Genomic DNA, 17,044 nt, shown 5'->3' on the forward strand with positions numbered 1-17,044 from the left:
GATTATAGGTTGTTCTCCTAATATTTAGTTAATTAATCGTTTATTATTGTGTTTTTCTGAATAAATAATTACTTGTTTTAGTAAATTGAGATTACTGTTTATTGATCTTATTCTTGATTTAGAGTTTTTGAATTCTCTTATAAATAGCCACAAAAAATTGATTTTAGGACTTAATTAATTCTCATTAATAACTGCTTTTAATAAATAATAGATTGATTTTTATCATTATTAAATATTTTATACTACTTATTTTCAATTAATTAACATTTCTGTTAATTGGACTTGATTAAAAACAGTTATTTCATTAAATAATTTATATCTAGTATGTGGATTTTGTAGTTTGTGGTGATGATTTGTATTACAACACGCAATGTGATATTTATAAAAATGATAAAGGTGAATTTAACTTTTATCAAAGTTGACTAATTCGCTCATTAATTCTTTGATATTTTTCATTTTCGGAAGAATAATATTTTGGGATTGACGTTAAAATTCTTGCTTAAAAAATAACATTGGTATTTTTCCTGGTAATACCAATGTTGTGTGGATGAAATTAGTTTTATTTTGAAGTAAATCTTCTACAACATTTTGAATGAATCGAGCCATTTTTATAATTTATTATTCTTGATTTTTCTAAAAACAACAATTTTGAAAGAGAGTTTACGTCGTTGTTTTATATAAAGAGTTAAAATTATTTTTACTGTGTATAACAATTAGTATATATTTGTAAATCAAAATTTTAATTCCAATCCCTATTTGAGCTTTAATGTAATTTGACTAATTATGAAAAATTTTATTTATTGTCTATTATTTTTTATCTGTGGAAGTGCGATTGTATCTGCACAAACACAATGTCCTATTGGTACAGGTACGTACTTACTTGGTTTTAATGGAGATGCTAATGTTCCTAATCCTTCTACTGCACCTCACTTAAAACCTGATTATACAGGTTCTTGGTTAGGTAATAGTTTGTCTTTTAGTGATTTGACTAAAAATTCTGCAGCTACTAACTTAACATTAACAGCAGAAATTGTTACTGTATCAACTCAACAACGTACTGTCATTAGGGTAACAGGTACTACTGCTGGAGTAGCACCAACTTCTGGTAATAATTACATATACACACAAGTTACAATACCAGCCGGTAATCCAATATTACAACTTAGTCAATATAAAGCTAATTATGTAAGTACAGCTTTTAGGTTTAGTCTTACTATATTTGATGTTACAAGTGGTACAGAAACAATTTTATTAACAGATCAAAGTTTTACGGTAAATACAACTTATCCTATTTCTTATAAGATGCTTCCTGGTAGAACTTATCAGGTAAGGATTTATCCAACTGGCGCAAGTCCAGTACAACTGGATAATCCTGAGTTATATGGTTACCCAGTTTCTAATGTAAGAGCTACAGCAATATGTGCAAATCCTACAGTAGATCTTAATTCTTCTTTAATTAATACAGTTGTTCCAGGTGCTCCATTTGCAAGTTTACGTTGGTTTAGTGGAAGTAGTACAACACCATTAGCAAGTAGTGTAGTTGGTCCTGGTACTTATACTGCACGTTATTATAATACTGCGGGTAATTGTTATAGTCCTGCTTCGGCAGTTGTTACTGTAACCCAACCAGTAGGTATTACAACGCAACCATCTCCAACACCGCAAACAAGAGTTGTAGGAGAAGTACCAACAGCACTTACAGGTTTAGTAGCTTCAGGAACTTCACCAACTTACCAATGGTATAGCAATACAACAAATAATAACACAACCGGAGTATTAATATCTGGTGCAACATCATCTACTTATTCACCTCCAACAAAAGCTACTGTTGGTACAGATTATTATTATGTGGTGGTTTCTAACTCATGTTCAAGTGTAGCAAGTAATGTAATGACTGTTAATTTTATCGCAAAAGTATGTATGAAAGTAGGAAATTCTGGCGGACAAAACTTAGATTCAAATGCAGGAATTTTAACAAAAAATAAAACCAGAAACAATTGGCCAACAGAAGTAAGAAATGGATATCTTGTTTTAGATTCTAACACAAAAGGTTTTGTGATTTCTTATGTAGATAATGTTAATCAAATTGTTAATCCTATAAAAGGAATGATGGTTTATGACACTTCTGCACAGTGTGTAAAACTTTATAGAGGAACTTCTCCTACAATAAATTCTACCAAAACAGGATGGAGTTGTATTGCGAAAGCTTGTAATGATTAATAATAAAATAGTAAAAAATTGAAAAAATATATTGTATTTATATGTTTTACCTTAATTTGTTTTCTTGTAAATGCGCAAGTAGCAATTGGTAAACCTAATGTATCTAATAATAGTACTTTATTAGATTTTGGAACTGATAATAAAGGAATTGTTTTACCTACTGTATCAACAAATCCGAGTGATGCTGTTGCAGGTACTTTTATTGTAAATAGTACTTCACAATCTATTAATATGTTAGAAGGAACTACTTGGAAAAATTTAACATTAAATGGAGGTTTCTCAGCAAATCCTTTTCTTAATACAGGTGCTGATGTAGGAAATGGTGTCATAATAGGGGCAAATATTTCATCAAAACCAGGAGTTTTAGTATTAGAATCATCTACAAGAGCTTTGATACTTCCTTATGTGGCTAATCCACATACAACAATTGGTAATAATGCTTCTATAGGTACAATTGTTTATGACACAACAAGTGATTCTTTAGCATTGTTTGATGGAGTAAACTGGCATTATTGGCAATAATATTTATTTTATTGTCCTAAAGTGTTTTAAAATAAAATAATTTTATTATTTTTAAACACTAACTCTACCTTACCTAAAAATGCTACTAGAAGAATCTATCTGGGTAGGAGAAAAAATTGATGAAATTATTCTCCTTAACTCACTTCCTATATTGAATGTAGGAAGCTCTACAAAAGAATACCGAACACAAAGACAAAGTCATATTCAGAAAAATATTTTTGATTTAATACCTAATGAATCAAAAAATGTAATTCATTTGGATATGAAAGCTGCTGATGGCGTGGATATTGTGGGAGATTTGTATGATAGAAATTTCCTTGAAGAAATTAAAACTTTAAAAGTAAAATGTATTCTATTCAATAACGTATTGATGTATTTGGATAAAAAACAACGCAAGAAATTATCTGAAATATTGAATGAAATCTTAGAAAAAGATGGCTATTTAATTGTTACAAATTCGCACGTTTTTCCTCCAGCACCAGATCCTGTCGAAAGTTATTACCGTGCTTCACCAGATAAATTACAGCAAGAATTGTTTGAGAATTTTAATATTATAGATGCTAAAATTATTGAAAATAATTATTCATTCAATAAACAATTGAAAGCTCGCCCAAACTTAATTCCTATTAAAATTGCTCGATTTCTACTTCCATTTTATAAGTTTGATGAATGGAAATTTATGCTAAATTACTATCTGAATAATTATAATTCTAACTATTCAGCTTCATGTTTATTTTTACAAAAAAAATAAATAAAATGGTCGGAAAGCTTTCTGACCATTTTAAATGTATATTATAATTTAAGAAAATTCTTAACTATTTTTTGAATTAGCACAGCTATAATCAACAGGACCATCTAAAGGAATTTGTTTTAAAATATCCAATAAATAATCCCAGAATTTCTGAACAGATTTTATTTCAACTCTTTCGTCAGGTGAATGAGCTCCTGTAATATTTGGTCCAAAAGAAATCATATCCAAACCAGGATAATTTGTTCCGATAATACCACATTCCAAACCTGCATGACAAGCAACTACTTTAGGTTCTTCTCCGTATTTTTCTACATATAAAGCTTTCATAACGTCAAGAATTTCCGATTTTGGATTCGCTTTCCAACCTGGATAAGTTCCAGAAAAAGTAACCTCAAAACCTCCTAATTCGAAACCAGCTTTCAATGTTTCTGCTAAAGCTGTTTTGTTAGATTCTACAGAAGAACGTGTTAAACATAAAATTCTAACTTTACCGTCAATTACTTCAACACGTGCAACATTGTTAGACGTTTCAACTAAATCAGCAACATCAGGACTCATACGATAAACACCGTTAAAAGCAGCCATAATTGTTTGAACAAAAATCTTAGAATCTTGTGCTGACATTGCAGTTGTAATTGCATCAGTTTCTTCTAAAGTAATCGTCATCTTAGGCTCTACAGTTTGATATTCTTCAATAATATCAGCTCTTAATGTTTCGTAAGCCGTTGTAAAAGCATCAACATTTGTAGTAGGAATTACAATTTTAGCCCAAGATTCGCGTGGAATTGCATTACGTAAACTACCACCTTCCATGTGTGCAATTTGAAGACCAAATTCTAAACCTAAGTTTAATAAACGAGCAATTAACTTGTTTGAGTTTCCTAAACCTTCATTGATTTGAATACCAGAATGTCCTCCATTCAATCCTTTTAAAGTTAAAAGAAAAGAAGTTCCTTCTACATTTTCTGCTGTATATGTTTTTGTAGCAGTTACATCTACACCACCAGCACAACCAATGTCTAATTCGTCATCTTCTTCGGTATCTAAATTCAATAAGATTTTTCCAGATAAAAAACCACCTTTAAGACCTAAAGCACCTGTCATTCCTGTTTCTTCATCTATTGTGAAAAATGCTTCAACAGCAGGATGAGGAATATCTTTAGATTCTAAAATAGCCATAATTGTAGCTACACCAATTCCGTTGTCAGCACCTAAAGTTGTTCCATTTGCAGTAACAAATTTGTCCTCTTCAATGTACATTTCAATTCCTTGCGTATCAAAATCAAACTCAACATCGTTGTTTTTTTGACAAACCATATCCAAATGCGATTGCATCACAATTGTTTTACGATCTTCCATTCCTGGATAAGCCGCTTTTTTGATTAAAACATTTCCAACTTCATCTGTCTCAACTTTCAAACCTAAATCTTCTCCAAATTTGATGATAAACTGACGAACTTTTTCTTCTTTTTTTGATGGTCTTGGAACAGAATTTAATGCAGAAAAATTTTTCCAGATTGCTTTTGGCTCCAAATTAAGAATATCGTTATTCATTGTTTGTTATTTTTTAGTTGAACAAAGTTAAGGATTTGCTCGAAATTAAGTATATGAAAGGAATTTAAAATTTGAGAGTTTAAAAAAATAGTGAATTTGTTAATCTGTTTTTAAGATTTAAATTTATTCACAAAAAAAGCCTCTACATAAATTAGAGGCTTTTATAAAATATATAGATTTCTATTTTATCTCGTAGCTGGCATTGTAGTTTCTTTATCTACAACTGGTCTATTTTCAGCGTTAGCCAACATCCAAGCAGTATTAAAAGTTAATTGAGTACGACGTCTTAGCAAATCATATTCAATTTTGTCTGGCGTATCGCCTGGTTGGTGATAATCATCGTGAACACCATTGAAAAAGAAAACTGAAGGAATGTTATGCTTTGCAAAATTGTAATGATCAGAACGATAATAAAAACGATTTTTATCATTTGGATCATCATAACGATAATCTAAATTTATTCCTAAATCTTTATTTGCAGCTTTTACGGTATTGTATAAGTCTGTAGACAACATATTAGATCCAATTACATAAACAAAATCTCGTGTTTCTTTGGTATGTTCGTAATCTACGCGACCAATCATATCAATATTAATATCCGCAATTGTATTAGCTAAAGGGAAAATAGGGTGTTCTGAATAATACTTGGAACCTAAAAGTCCTTTTTCTTCTCCAGAAACATGTAAAAATAAGATAGAACGTTTCGGACGAATTCCTTTTTTCTCTGCTTCTCTAAAAATACGTGCAACTTCCATTACACCTACAGTTCCCGAACCATCGTCGTCCGCACCAGCGTATAATTTACCATCTTTTATTCCTTCGTGGTCATAATGAGCAGAAATTACTAAAACTTCTTCTGGTTTTTCAGAACCTTTTATAAAGCCCATAACGTTACGCATTTCTCCTTTTACTCGGCTAAATGTTGCTGCTGGTATAACTTGAAAATAATTATTATTAGGACCATTTATTCCTAATTCTTTATAATAATTTGCAATATAATTTCCTGCTTTTATTTCTCCTGCGCTTCCTGCATTTCTCCCTTCCATTTCGGGTCCAGCAATAGTATATAACTGTTTTTTAAGTTCAGCTTCCGAAATTTTATCGGTGTATTTTACTAAGTGTTGTTCGTATTTTTCGGTTGATAAAGGCTTTGAGTTGTTACAACTTACTAAAGTTGCAGCAAGTGTTATTGCAAATAAAATTTGTCTCATGTGATTTTTTTGAATTAAATTTAAAATTAATCTAACCCAGCAAAAGAAAAAAGAAATTTTGCATAAAAAACCAATATTTATGCGAAAACTAGTCTATTTAGAGATTGTCTTTATTATATTTGCTCGTTTTTTAAATAAATTATGTCACAATTATTCAGAAAGAAAACTGTTGAATCCATTTTAGCAGAGTCAGATAAAAACTCAGCTTCGATGACAAGAACATTAGGTGTTCGAGATTTAACGGGATTTGGTATCGCAGCCATCGTAGGAGCAGGTATTTTTAGTACAATAGGTCGAGCAAGTTTCGAAGGTGGACCAGCCGTTATTTTCTTATTTATTTTTACAGCAATAGCATGTGGATTTACAGCTTTTGCTTATGCCGAGTTTGCTTCGTTGGTACCAGTTTCAGGAAGTGCATATACATATAGTTATGTTGCTTTTGGAGAATTGTTTGCGTGGGTAATTGGTTGGGCATTGATTATGGAATATGCGATAGGGAATATTGTACTCGCTATTTCCTGGAGTGATTATTTTACCAGTTTGCTCTCCGGTTTAGGGATACATATGCCCGAATGGATGACAATGGATTATTTTACAGCAAGAGAGGGTTTTGAATTTATTTCGAACGAATTAGCGAAAGGTAAAACTTTAGAAGGAATTGCTAATTCGCCTTATGCACAGGAAATTCCGAAATATTTAGCATTCAAAGACGCTCCATTTATAGGGTTTAATTTAGTCGTTGATATTCCAGCATTAGTCATTACTTTTTTGATTACAGCCTTGGTTTATCGTGGAATTAATGAGTCAAGAAAAGCAAGTAATGCAATGGTTGTACTAAAATTAGCTGTTGTATTATTAGTAATAGTTGTAGGTGCTTTTTATGTGAATCCAGACAATTGGAATCCTTTTGCACCGAATGGAGTTGGCGGAGTTTTAGCGGGAGTTTCATCAGTATTTTATGCTTACATTGGTTTTGATGCTATAAGTACAACGGCAGAAGAATGTAAAAATCCGACAAAAGATTTACCTCGAGGTATTTTTGCTTCAATCATTATTTGTACCATTTTATATGTTTTGATTGCACTTGTAATCACAGGTATGGTGCATTATTCTGAATTAAATGTTGGAGATCCTTTGGCTTATGTTTTCGAGAAAATAAATGATTTACAATGGTTAGCTGGTATTATTGCATTTTCGGCAGTAGTAGCTATGGCAAGTGTATTTATCGTTTTTCAAATAGGACAACCACGTATTTGGATGACAATGTCACGTGATGGATTATTACCAAAGAAATTTTCTAAAATTCATCCAAAATTCAAAACACCTTCATTTGCAACCATTTTCACAGGATTTGTAGTTGGTATTCCAATTTTATTTACAGATTTAGAATTAGTTGTAGACGCTTGTTCTATCGGAACTTTATTTGCATTTGTATTGGTTTGTGCCGCAGTTATAAAGATGGATGCAGATCCTAATACAAGAAGAGGAAGTTTCAGAACGCCTTTTATTAACGCAAAATTTATAATGCCTATAGTTACGATTTTAGTTGTGGTTTTATGTATGACGACTTTCAAAACAGATAGTATAGATTTCTTTACAAACAAAGCACAACCAATGCCAGTAGAGAATTTTGTAGAATCTTTGACACCGAAAGAATTGAAAGATTCTTATGCAACTATTAAAAGTACAACGGGAACTGAGGTAGAATTTTTAGATGATTATTTGAAAGAATTAACACCAGATAAATACAAAGAAACATTGGCTCAATTACCTGTTTACGAAGATAAAAAAGTAGAGAAGGGTTGGGATGTTTTCAAACATAAAATACCAATGGTTATCTTTTTATTGATTTATGTTTTCATGGTAATACGTTGTTTTTTCAAGAGAACGTCTATTATTCCACTTGCAGGTATGTTATGTTGTTTTTATATGATGGCGCAATTAGGTCTTAAAAACTGGATGATTTTCTTAATCTGGCTTGCAATAGGTTTGGTTATCTATTTTGCATACGGCTATAGACACAGTAAGTTGAAGAATAAATTAACATAAAATAATAAAAGCGATTCGTAAGAATCGCTTTTATTATTTCAATTCTATTCAACCAAAATTATTTGTAAACTTTTTTATAAAAATAATAGATATTTTTCTTTAAAATTTATCAATATACACTTACTGTTAATTCATCTTTAAGTGCGCTTTTTGATTAAATTCGGTTTTTTTTATTTTGAATGATTACTTTTGTAAAAAAAGGTTTGATGGTTTCGAAAATTCAGTTTCGTCTACAGTTTCTTGTGTTATTATGGGGATTTACAGGCGTATTTGGAAAATTAGTAACGATGAATGCATTGCCAATGGTATTTTATCGTGTTTTGATTGCTGCTATAGCAATTTTTATTTACATGAAATTTAAGAAAATAGGTTTCAAAGTTTCTAAACAATATATAGTAAGATTGCTCGGAATTGGAGCTATTATTGGTGTACATTGGTTTACTTTTTATCTTTCCATCAAATTATCCAACATTTCTATCGCATTAAGTACGCTTTCTATGGGGGCATTATTTAGCGCGATATTAGAACCTATTTTTTTTAAACGGAAATTAAATTTATCCGAAATAATATTATCCGTCATTGTATCTGCTTGTGTTGCCGTTATTTTTAATGCATCGCCAGATGATTACAGATTGGGAATTATAGTTGGTGTAATTTGTAGTTTTTTGTCTGCATTATTTGCCATTCTCAATTCAAGATTACCAAATAGTATACAATCTTCACAAGTTACTTTTTACGAAATGATTGGTGGAGTTATCATGCTTTCCTTGATTATGGTTGTGTTTCAGCCCGAAGCAATTTCCGAAGTAGTTAATATAAGTTGGTCAAACTTAGGTTGGTTAACATTATTAGGAATAATTTTTACGGCATTTGCACAAATAGAATCTGTTGCTTTACTAAAACATGTAAGTGCATTTACAATGATGCTTAATGTAAATTTAGAACCAGTTTATGGCATCATTTTGGCAAGTCTTGTTTTTGGAAATTCAGAACACATGACGCCAGTCTTTTATGTTGCTACAGCCGTAATGGTTCTTTCTATCGTTGTGAATGGTATCTTGAAAACAAAATTTTCTAAATAATTTGATGTCATAAAGACGCTTTTATTTCGTAAAACGATGTGCCTTTAGTATATTTGCATTATAGAAATGTAAACGTCAATAAAATGATAAACTCTATTATTACAGGAGTTGGGCATTATGTGCCTGAAAGAGTTGTAACAAACTTTGATTTAGCAGAAGTAATGGATACCAACGATGAGTGGATCCAAGAAAGAACAGGTATTGTAGAGAGAAGGCATGTCGAACCAAATTCTAAAATATCATCAACAGATTTAGGTGTTATTGCAGCTAAAAATGCATTAGAAGATGCAGGAATTACTGCTCAAGATATCGACTTTATATTGTTTGCAACACTTTCGCCAGATTATTATTTTCCTGGAAACGGTGTATTAGTACAAAAAGAGTTGGGTTGTAGAACAATTGGAGCAATGGATATTCGTAACCAATGTTCAGGTTTTGTATATGCAATGACAACTGCTGATGCGTTTATAAAATCAGGTATTTACAAAAATATTTTGGTGATAGGAGCAGAAGTACATTCATTCGGATTAGATTATTCTGACGAAGGACGTGGAGTTTCAGTTATTTTTGGAGATGGAGCAGGAGCAGTTGTAGTTTCGGCAACGGAAGAAGAAGGACGCGGAATTATAGCAACTAATTTGCACTCGGAAGGAGAATTTGCAGAAGAATTAGCGGTAACTTTCCCTGGAACAAAAACAGGTTGGTCGGACGAATTACTGAAAGAAAATAATGGATTAACGAAAAAAGAAATTTACCCATATATGAATGGAAATTACGTTTTTAAACATGCGGTAACTCGTTTTCCAGAATCTATCGTAGAAGCGTTGACTACGGCGAATAAAACACCAGAAGATTTGGATTTATTTATTCCACATCAAGCCAATTTGCGTATTTCTCAGTTTGTACAAAAACAATTGGGATTGCCAGACGAAAAGGTTTACAACAACATTATGCGTTACGGAAACACAACAGCAGCGTCTATTCCGATTGCGTTGAGTGAAGCGAAAAAAGAAGGTAAAATCAAACAAGGAGATTTAGTGTTGATGACTGCTTTTGGTGCAGGATTTACATGGGGATCGGTTTTGATGAACTGGTAAACATAAGCTAGAAATTAGAATTACAAATTTAAAATATAGAAAACCCTTTACTGAAAAGTGAAGGGTTTTTTGGTTATATTTATTTCTAATTGATTAATTATCAAAAATAAACCATTTCTAATTTTAATGTTATTACTCGCCATTATCAAAAAAAAAGCGGTAAATATGATGGAAAACTAAATATTCCTTTTAAATTTTAAAACAATAAAACACTGAGTACAGAAATAAAATATACCAATTGGTTTAATCAACCTATTACTCAACAACAACTAGGAATGATGAAAGAATATAGAATGAAAACATTTGTAGATGGCATTTTGAAGATAGAAGAATTAAATATTAATAGAAAAAATGGAACATCTTCCAAGATGGTAACCTATTTTCTTGATGATAATGAAGATAAAAATGCAATAATAGCTAAATATAGCAATCCATCGGATAAAATACAATGTAATATTTATGAAAATAAACAAATTGTAAATGGTTTTACAGTATGGGATTGGGAAGATTATAAATCTGACAAAACAATAGCTTTTAAAGGAAAAGAGATTTTTGATTTAAAAAACAGAGTAATTATGAATTGTGATTTAGATCTTATAACTGGAGAGTTGGATGGGGTAACTAAAACATTTTATGATGATACCAATAGTTTAGGATATGAAAATTTAGTATTTATTTTTAGATATAGAATAAATCCACAACTAGGATATGGAGCTTATACCGTCGATGACAAAAACCAATCAACAGACGAGATCAATGCCTTTACAGATGATAAATTTGTGAAGTGGTTTCCAGATTTTTTTAAAGATCATCCTTATTTTAAAGAAATTGAACCATTAATTCCAAATAATTAATATGAGTACATATATAAAAAAAACAAATGAAGACGGTAAATTCATTACTGACCAACAAGCGACAATGCTATATACATATAATAACAATATTTATGATTCTGTTACGAATACATTAAACAAAGTAGAAAAATTTTTTGTGGATAGACAAACAGGAGAACACAAACAATTGGGGGGGACAGTTTATCTTAATGCTGGAGATGATTTGAATACGATGGTGAGTCAAAACATAGCAATTGGAAGAAGTTGGGCTTTTTATTATGGTAAGCAAACTAATAATAAAGGAGATGTTTTATGGGAGAGTGTTGTGTACATTGAAGGAGAATTAAAATATAAGAGACTCTCAGTTTTTGACAATAGAAAAAGAGTGATTGCTTATTGTGAAATAGATCTATTAACTGGACAAAAAACAAATAAAAGGAAATGTTTTTTTGGAGATCCTGCGATATTCGCTTATGAATTTGGAAATGAAGATTCAGCAAATTTTGAATTTACTTATAGAGATGATGATACTATAAAAGAAGTATTTAATTATGATGATGATTATACGTTGGATGAGTTTTTGGCTAATGAAGAAATAATGGCTCAGTTTCCTTGGAATCAACACACTTATTTTCATTCTTTTGAGCCAATACATCCGCTAAATTTCGTAATTTAACTGTAGAAAGGCAATTAGAGTTTTTTGAAGAACATGTAAATAATTTTATTCATTTTAAAAATAATCCAAGATTAATTGATGATTGGAATGAAATCTCAAAAGTAATTTTAAGAAAAGATATAAGTTATTTAATATCTTACAATTATGTAAAAAACCCTTATATTATTGACAAATTGGTAGGTATTAAATCAATTAATGGCAAATTGGTAGGTGGACATTTAGGCTCAGAAGTATTTGATACTTCCAAGCCTATTCATGCAATTCTTGATAATGAAGTTGAAGTATTTTCTAAACAAGTTGGAAGTAGAACATACAAACAGGTTAGAAAAACCTCAATTACCATGACAGATGGAGTTATATCAAAAAGAAAAGATGGTTGGCATACATGGATAGATGGGATTTCAAAGCAGGAATTTATAGAAGACGTAGCTTTTGCTTATAATAATAAAATTGAATATATGAAAGAATTGTCTCCAAAAGGCGAAACATATAAAAAATTTATTTCAAATTTTCAAGATGGAACTAAAGTTAAGATAGTAACTATTGAACCACACTGGATTGATGAATTTGATCAAGTGTTTTCTGATCATTTATCTGCAATTTTAATTGAGCCAATTTTTTAAATTAAATTATATTTTATGAACACAACAATTTTAAATAAATACAAAATAAAGTTTCAATTTTTATCAGGCATAAATGAACCTATGGTAAAACAAACTGAAATAACAGATTTAGGATATTTATTGTCAATATTTCTAATGGAACATCCGTATATAAATTATTTGAATAGTGAGATTGTCCCAGAAATAAGCAATGCTTTAAATAATGTATTTATTAATAGTTTGGAAAGAGGTGAAAACGCTATTCTTAAAATTGGTAATCCAATGTCTAACTTTACTTATACAGGTAGTTCAACAAAAACCATTTCAATACCGACAGTAGATTTAAAAGAAATTATATTATCTTGGATTGATTATTTAACTAGTCAAGGAATTGTACAATAAAATTATGGAAATACAATATTTACAATATCTTAGAGATAATCCTAAAGCTTCATCAGAAGCAAGATTCTCAATAGAACCAATATCTTTAGAAGAAATCGAACAATTAGAGATAAAATACAATAACGGGAAACAGTTTCCGAAAGCATTAAGAGAATTATTGTTTTTGGCTGGAGAATATTGTTATGTATTAGATTACAATATTTTTGATAGTCAAGAAGAATTGCAAGATGAGGCAAGAGAATGGTTACAAAAATATAATAGAGTCATTAACCGTCCGTATTTTGCTATTGATGCTTACAATGCAGGTGAACAATTTTTGTTTGTTTATTTGGATGAAGGAGATGATTCGTTAGTTATGTCTGCTTATTTACCACAAAGAAATGATGTCCAGTTTATCGAATCTATGCAAAATAAAAAACTTTCAGAATTTATAAAAGGTAGGATAGATACAATAAAACAAGGGTACAATCCATTTTAAAAAATAAAAAAGAGACTCGGTTTAGAGTCTCTTTTTTATTTTACATCGTCCCGGAATTGCGTGCTATTTTAGAACCATTGGATAGTAGAAAGAAATGGAAGTTTTTGGATAGCTTTGCAAATGTAGATGAACCAACTTTTTTACGAATAAAAGATTATCCTGAATGCATAGAAGTGTATTTTAAATATACACCTGATGCTCAAAAATTATTAAGTGAAAATGCTGAAATTTGGATGAAATATTTTGAAGCTAAAAGCTTATTAAAAAATAAACAATATAAAGATTTAGAAGATTTATTTGATCTGCAGATTGAAGACTCAGAAATAGTCAATGGAATCAGATATGCAGTTGATGGATCACCAGATTTAGTGGCCTTAAAAGACGCAATTAAAATAGCTAATAGAAATGATGATGTTGGAATTATTAGTAAAAAGTTAAATATTTCTGAAAAAATAATATATGTAGCGAAAAAACATTACTATATAGATGAACATATTATAGCTATACAAGACTATTTTACAAAAAAAAGTAACACATAAAATAGGAAGATTTGAAAGAGATTCTTTAGATAATAAACAGTGGTTAATGTTTGTTGAAGATGATGGTAAAATTGATGACTTAGATGTTATATATTTTAAACAACTTATTGCTCATGAATATATCGAGGCAAAACTGATGGAAAAAGGTGTCAATTTCCGAAGTTTTATAAACCCAGACAGCATATATGCTTTTGATATTGGAGCACATTTTTTGAGTACAAATCTACGTAAAGGATTTAAAATTGATCCTTTTGGGCAGTTGGAAATGCCTCCAAAGATTAATGAAGAAAATCTTGACAATTTAGATGAGATAGTAGAGTATTATATAAATTTATTAAAATTATAAACATGGATAATTTATTTTTAGAAAAATTAAATGATTTTAAAAAAGAAACAGTTTTTGAAAATGAAAAATCTGTTGCTAACATACTTTTATTTAAACATTATTTGCAAACAATGTATAAATGGTATTTAGAACTTTCATTAGAATGGGACTATAAAATAACTAAAAGAAAAGAAGGTCATAATCTTATTGAAATCATTAAACCTGGATTATCAAACAAAATGATTGATATTGATTTTTTTAGAGTTAATTTACTGAATGATACTAGTTTTAACACCAACAAGTATAGGGGATTTGATTACTTATTTATTTATTTATTTATTTATCTATTGGGATATTTTTGAAAATGAATATTTTTCTCAATATAAACATTTGCCAAACCCTTATTTATCAGTTATAAAGATTTTGTTAAGAGGGGGGCATATTTTTTATAACAATACATATTATAATGTTTCTGATATTGATATTCGGAAAAGTCCTAACACATTAAATTTTATTTTACCATCAATAGACGATAATTTTTTAGATTATATCGATTCAAAATGTAAACTGATGGGGAGCGATGGTATTCCTAATCCAGAACAAGTAAATGAACTCTGGCAAGAGTTTCAACAAATAGAATAAGAATAATAAACTTCAGATTTTGTCTGAGGTTTTGTTATATAGAAAAAACTTTTTGATAGAACTATTAAAGAAAAATCTGTCGTAAACGTTGTAACCAATACCAACAAAGTAAATGCAATTACACGATATTATGACGTGCTATTTTAGAACCGTTGGATAGTAAAATAAGATGGAAGTTTTTGGATAGTTTTTATAAAGAAGAATATATAACTTATATTAAAATTATGATAAGAATAGATATAAATGATCCGAATTTGATTTTAAGAGATAGACCTACCAATTGGAGGGGAGGGGTTTGGTTATATAATGGGATACCCTTTACAGGTATTGAGTATGAATATTTCCCTAATACGACACAGCTGTCTTCTGAATCAGAATATAAAGATGGTATTTTTGACGGCAGACAAGTAGAATATTGGCCTAATGGTAATATAAAACAAGAGTATTATGCAAAATATGATTATTTCGTAGGCTTATTTAAAGAATGGAACGAGCAAGGTATTTTAATAACTCATCAAGAATATGACGATAACGGAAATCTTATTAAAAAAATTATATAACTTCTCATGATTCTAGCCTTAGATGTACATTATAGAGAAACGGAAGCCAAAGTTGTAGGCTTATTATTCCATTGGGAAGATAAAGAACCTAGAAAAATATTTATAGAGTATCTTCAATCAATCGAGGCATATACTCCTGGAGAGTTCTATAAAAGAGAACTTCCTTGTTTGTTAAAAGTGATTGGAAAAATAGATTTGGAAACTATAGAAGCAATTATTATTGATGGACATATTTATGTTAATAATAATTGTGAATATGGTTTAGGTGGAAAATTATATGAGAAATTGAATAAACAAATACCAATAATCGGAGTAGCTAAAACACCTTTCTTTAAAAATAAAGAAACTGTTAAGGAATTGTACAGAGGTAAAAGTAAAAACCCTTTATATATATCGTCTATTGGTTTGGATTTAGATTTTACAATAAATAAAATAAAAAATATGTATGGAGAATTTAGAATACCAACAATATTAAAACAATTAGATACATATACTAAAACAAAGTTGTAAGATAATAGAGACTCAATTTAGAGACTCTATTTTTATTTTGCATCGTTTCAGAATTACGTGCTATTTTAGAACCGTTGGATAGTAAAATAAGATGGAGATTCTTGGATAAATTTGCAGAATTAGAATATTTTAGCTGTGGTGCTCATGATATAGCTCCACAACCATTTACTCCAAGTGGTTATAATATTTAGATTTTTAATAAATCAAAACTCCATACAAAAATCAAATCAAGATTTATCTAATTTAGATGAAATAGAAAAAAATAGTTCAATTCTATAACTTAAAATAAATAAAAATGAAACCAACAAAAGTTCAATTTTACAATCAATTAAATAAACTTATAAAAGAAATCAATCCAACACTATCATTTGATGGTGAAGATAAAGTTTCTAGTATATTATTATTCAAAGATTTTATGACAAGATTGCATATTTGGAAAAAAGAATTAAATACTAATTTTATGAATTTTGATGCTATTAATCTCAACCTTTTTAATGATTTACATATTAGTATTGGAGAAGATTTAGATATAGAGGAAACTATATTTTATAATGAATATATTACTTTTTTAAGACAAAATTATAATTTGAATAGTTTGTTAAATAAAAATTATTTATTCATTCATTTATTCATTTATTGGGAACTCTATAAGGACTCAGAAGAGATAAAAAAATATAATTACTTAGAACATCCCTACGAATCTATTGTGAAAATAGCATCAAGAAAGAATATGGTTTACAAAAGAGAGGGGATTAATGTTAGCAATATTACAATGCGGAATTTTAGTAAACCATTTAAATTACCATCAATAGACGATAATTTTTTAGATTATATCGATTCAAAATGTAAATTGGTGGGTAGCGATGGTATTCCTAACCAAGAAAGAGTAAACCAACTTTGGGAAGAGTTTCAACAAATAGAATAAGTTTAATAAACCTCAGATTTTGTCTGAGGTTTTTGTTTTTTTAATTTGTTAGAAAATCACTGGAAC

Annotated in this window: 20 protein-coding genes; 18 read left to right on the top strand and 2 right to left on the bottom strand. The window is 29.6% G+C overall.

The window, feature by feature from the left end:
- Nucleotides 1-783 precede the first annotated feature (783 nt).
- The 3 genes from RSC72_RS14030 to RSC72_RS14040 all read left to right on the top strand — a co-directional run bounded on the left by RSC72_RS14030 (nt 784) and on the right by RSC72_RS14040 (nt 3,493).
- Nucleotides 784-2,220 (top strand): hypothetical protein, encoded by a 1,437-nt coding sequence (locus RSC72_RS14030; protein WP_332578585.1) that lies wholly within the window; start codon nt 784-786, stop codon nt 2,218-2,220.
- An 18-nt stretch (nt 2,221-2,238) separates the two neighbouring features.
- Nucleotides 2,239-2,742: a hypothetical protein gene (locus RSC72_RS14035; RefSeq protein WP_332578586.1), complete on the top strand. Its 504-nt coding sequence runs from the start codon at nt 2,239-2,241 to the stop codon at nt 2,740-2,742.
- A gap of 79 nt (nt 2,743-2,821) precedes the next feature.
- Nucleotides 2,822-3,493 (top strand): hypothetical protein, encoded by a 672-nt coding sequence (locus tag RSC72_RS14040; protein WP_332578587.1) that lies wholly within the window; start codon nt 2,822-2,824, stop codon nt 3,491-3,493.
- 60 nt (nt 3,494-3,553) lie between these two features.
- On the opposite strand, the gene RSC72_RS14045 is transcribed toward RSC72_RS14040, so the two are convergent.
- A complete protein-coding gene (locus tag RSC72_RS14045) occupies nt 3,554-5,047 on the bottom strand; it encodes an aminoacyl-histidine dipeptidase (protein WP_332545889.1) in 1,494 nt (497 codons plus the stop codon).
- A gap of 185 nt (nt 5,048-5,232) precedes the next feature.
- Entirely contained in the window at nt 5,233-6,258 is a 1,026-nt protein-coding gene (locus RSC72_RS14050) for a M28 family metallopeptidase (protein ID WP_332545890.1), read from the bottom strand.
- A 141-nt stretch (nt 6,259-6,399) separates the two neighbouring features.
- On the opposite strand from RSC72_RS14050, the gene RSC72_RS14055 reads away from it, so the two are divergent.
- The 15 genes from RSC72_RS14055 (at nt 6,400) to RSC72_RS14125 (ending at nt 16,978) form a co-directional block, all read left to right on the top strand.
- Entirely contained in the window at nt 6,400-8,307 is a 1,908-nt protein-coding gene (locus RSC72_RS14055) for an amino acid permease (protein ID WP_332545892.1), read from the top strand.
- A 179-nt stretch (nt 8,308-8,486) separates the two neighbouring features.
- Entirely contained in the window at nt 8,487-9,389 is a 903-nt protein-coding gene (locus RSC72_RS14060; protein WP_332578588.1) for a DMT family transporter, read from the top strand.
- A gap of 83 nt (nt 9,390-9,472) precedes the next feature.
- Nucleotides 9,473-10,486 carry a 3-oxoacyl-ACP synthase III family protein gene (locus tag RSC72_RS14065; RefSeq protein ID WP_332545895.1) on the top strand — a complete coding sequence of 338 codons (1,014 nt, stop codon included), beginning with the start codon at nt 9,473-9,475 and terminating at the stop codon, nt 10,484-10,486.
- Nucleotides 10,487-10,761: 275 nt separating this feature from the next.
- A complete protein-coding gene (locus tag RSC72_RS14070) occupies nt 10,762-11,340 on the top strand; it encodes a hypothetical protein (protein ID WP_332545897.1) in 579 nt (192 codons plus the stop codon).
- Nucleotide 11,341: 1 nt separating this feature from the next.
- Entirely contained in the window at nt 11,342-11,995 is a 654-nt protein-coding gene (locus RSC72_RS14075) for a hypothetical protein (protein WP_332578589.1), read from the top strand.
- A 173-nt stretch (nt 11,996-12,168) separates the two neighbouring features.
- Nucleotides 12,169-12,618: a hypothetical protein gene (locus tag RSC72_RS14080; protein ID WP_332578590.1), complete on the top strand. Its 450-nt coding sequence runs from the start codon at nt 12,169-12,171 to the stop codon at nt 12,616-12,618.
- A 15-nt stretch (nt 12,619-12,633) separates the two neighbouring features.
- The gene (locus tag RSC72_RS14085; protein WP_332545905.1) at nt 12,634-12,999 is read left to right on the top strand and encodes a hypothetical protein; all 366 of its coding nucleotides are present in this window, start codon (nt 12,634-12,636) and stop codon (nt 12,997-12,999) included.
- Between the two features lie 4 nt (nt 13,000-13,003).
- Nucleotides 13,004-13,477: a hypothetical protein gene (locus RSC72_RS14090; RefSeq protein WP_332545907.1), complete on the top strand. Its 474-nt coding sequence runs from the start codon at nt 13,004-13,006 to the stop codon at nt 13,475-13,477.
- Between the two features lie 56 nt (nt 13,478-13,533).
- A complete protein-coding gene (locus RSC72_RS14095) occupies nt 13,534-14,016 on the top strand; it encodes a hypothetical protein (protein WP_332545909.1) in 483 nt (160 codons plus the stop codon).
- A gap of 46 nt (nt 14,017-14,062) precedes the next feature.
- Nucleotides 14,063-14,362 (top strand): hypothetical protein, encoded by a 300-nt coding sequence (locus RSC72_RS14100; RefSeq protein ID WP_332545911.1) that lies wholly within the window; start codon nt 14,063-14,065, stop codon nt 14,360-14,362.
- Between the two features lie 2 nt (nt 14,363-14,364).
- A complete protein-coding gene (locus RSC72_RS14105; RefSeq protein ID WP_332545913.1) occupies nt 14,365-14,703 on the top strand; it encodes a hypothetical protein in 339 nt (112 codons plus the stop codon).
- 28 nt (nt 14,704-14,731) lie between these two features.
- Nucleotides 14,732-14,983 carry a hypothetical protein gene (locus RSC72_RS14110; RefSeq protein ID WP_332545914.1) on the top strand — a complete coding sequence of 84 codons (252 nt, stop codon included), beginning with the start codon at nt 14,732-14,734 and terminating at the stop codon, nt 14,981-14,983.
- Nucleotides 14,984-15,207: 224 nt separating this feature from the next.
- Nucleotides 15,208-15,543, top strand: a complete 336-nt coding sequence (locus tag RSC72_RS14115; protein WP_332545915.1) for a toxin-antitoxin system YwqK family antitoxin — start codon at nt 15,208-15,210, stop codon at nt 15,541-15,543.
- A 6-nt stretch (nt 15,544-15,549) separates the two neighbouring features.
- Nucleotides 15,550-16,053, top strand: a complete 504-nt coding sequence (locus tag RSC72_RS14120; RefSeq protein ID WP_332545916.1) for an endonuclease V — start codon at nt 15,550-15,552, stop codon at nt 16,051-16,053.
- Between the two features lie 295 nt (nt 16,054-16,348).
- On the top strand, nt 16,349-16,978 hold the full coding sequence (locus RSC72_RS14125) for a hypothetical protein (protein ID WP_332545917.1): 630 nt from the start codon (nt 16,349-16,351) through the stop codon (nt 16,976-16,978).
- The last annotated feature ends 66 nt before the right edge of the window (nt 16,979-17,044 follow it).

Source organism: Algoriella sp. (assembly GCF_036647415.1).
Classification (GTDB): domain Bacteria; phylum Bacteroidota; class Bacteroidia; order Flavobacteriales; family Weeksellaceae; genus Empedobacter.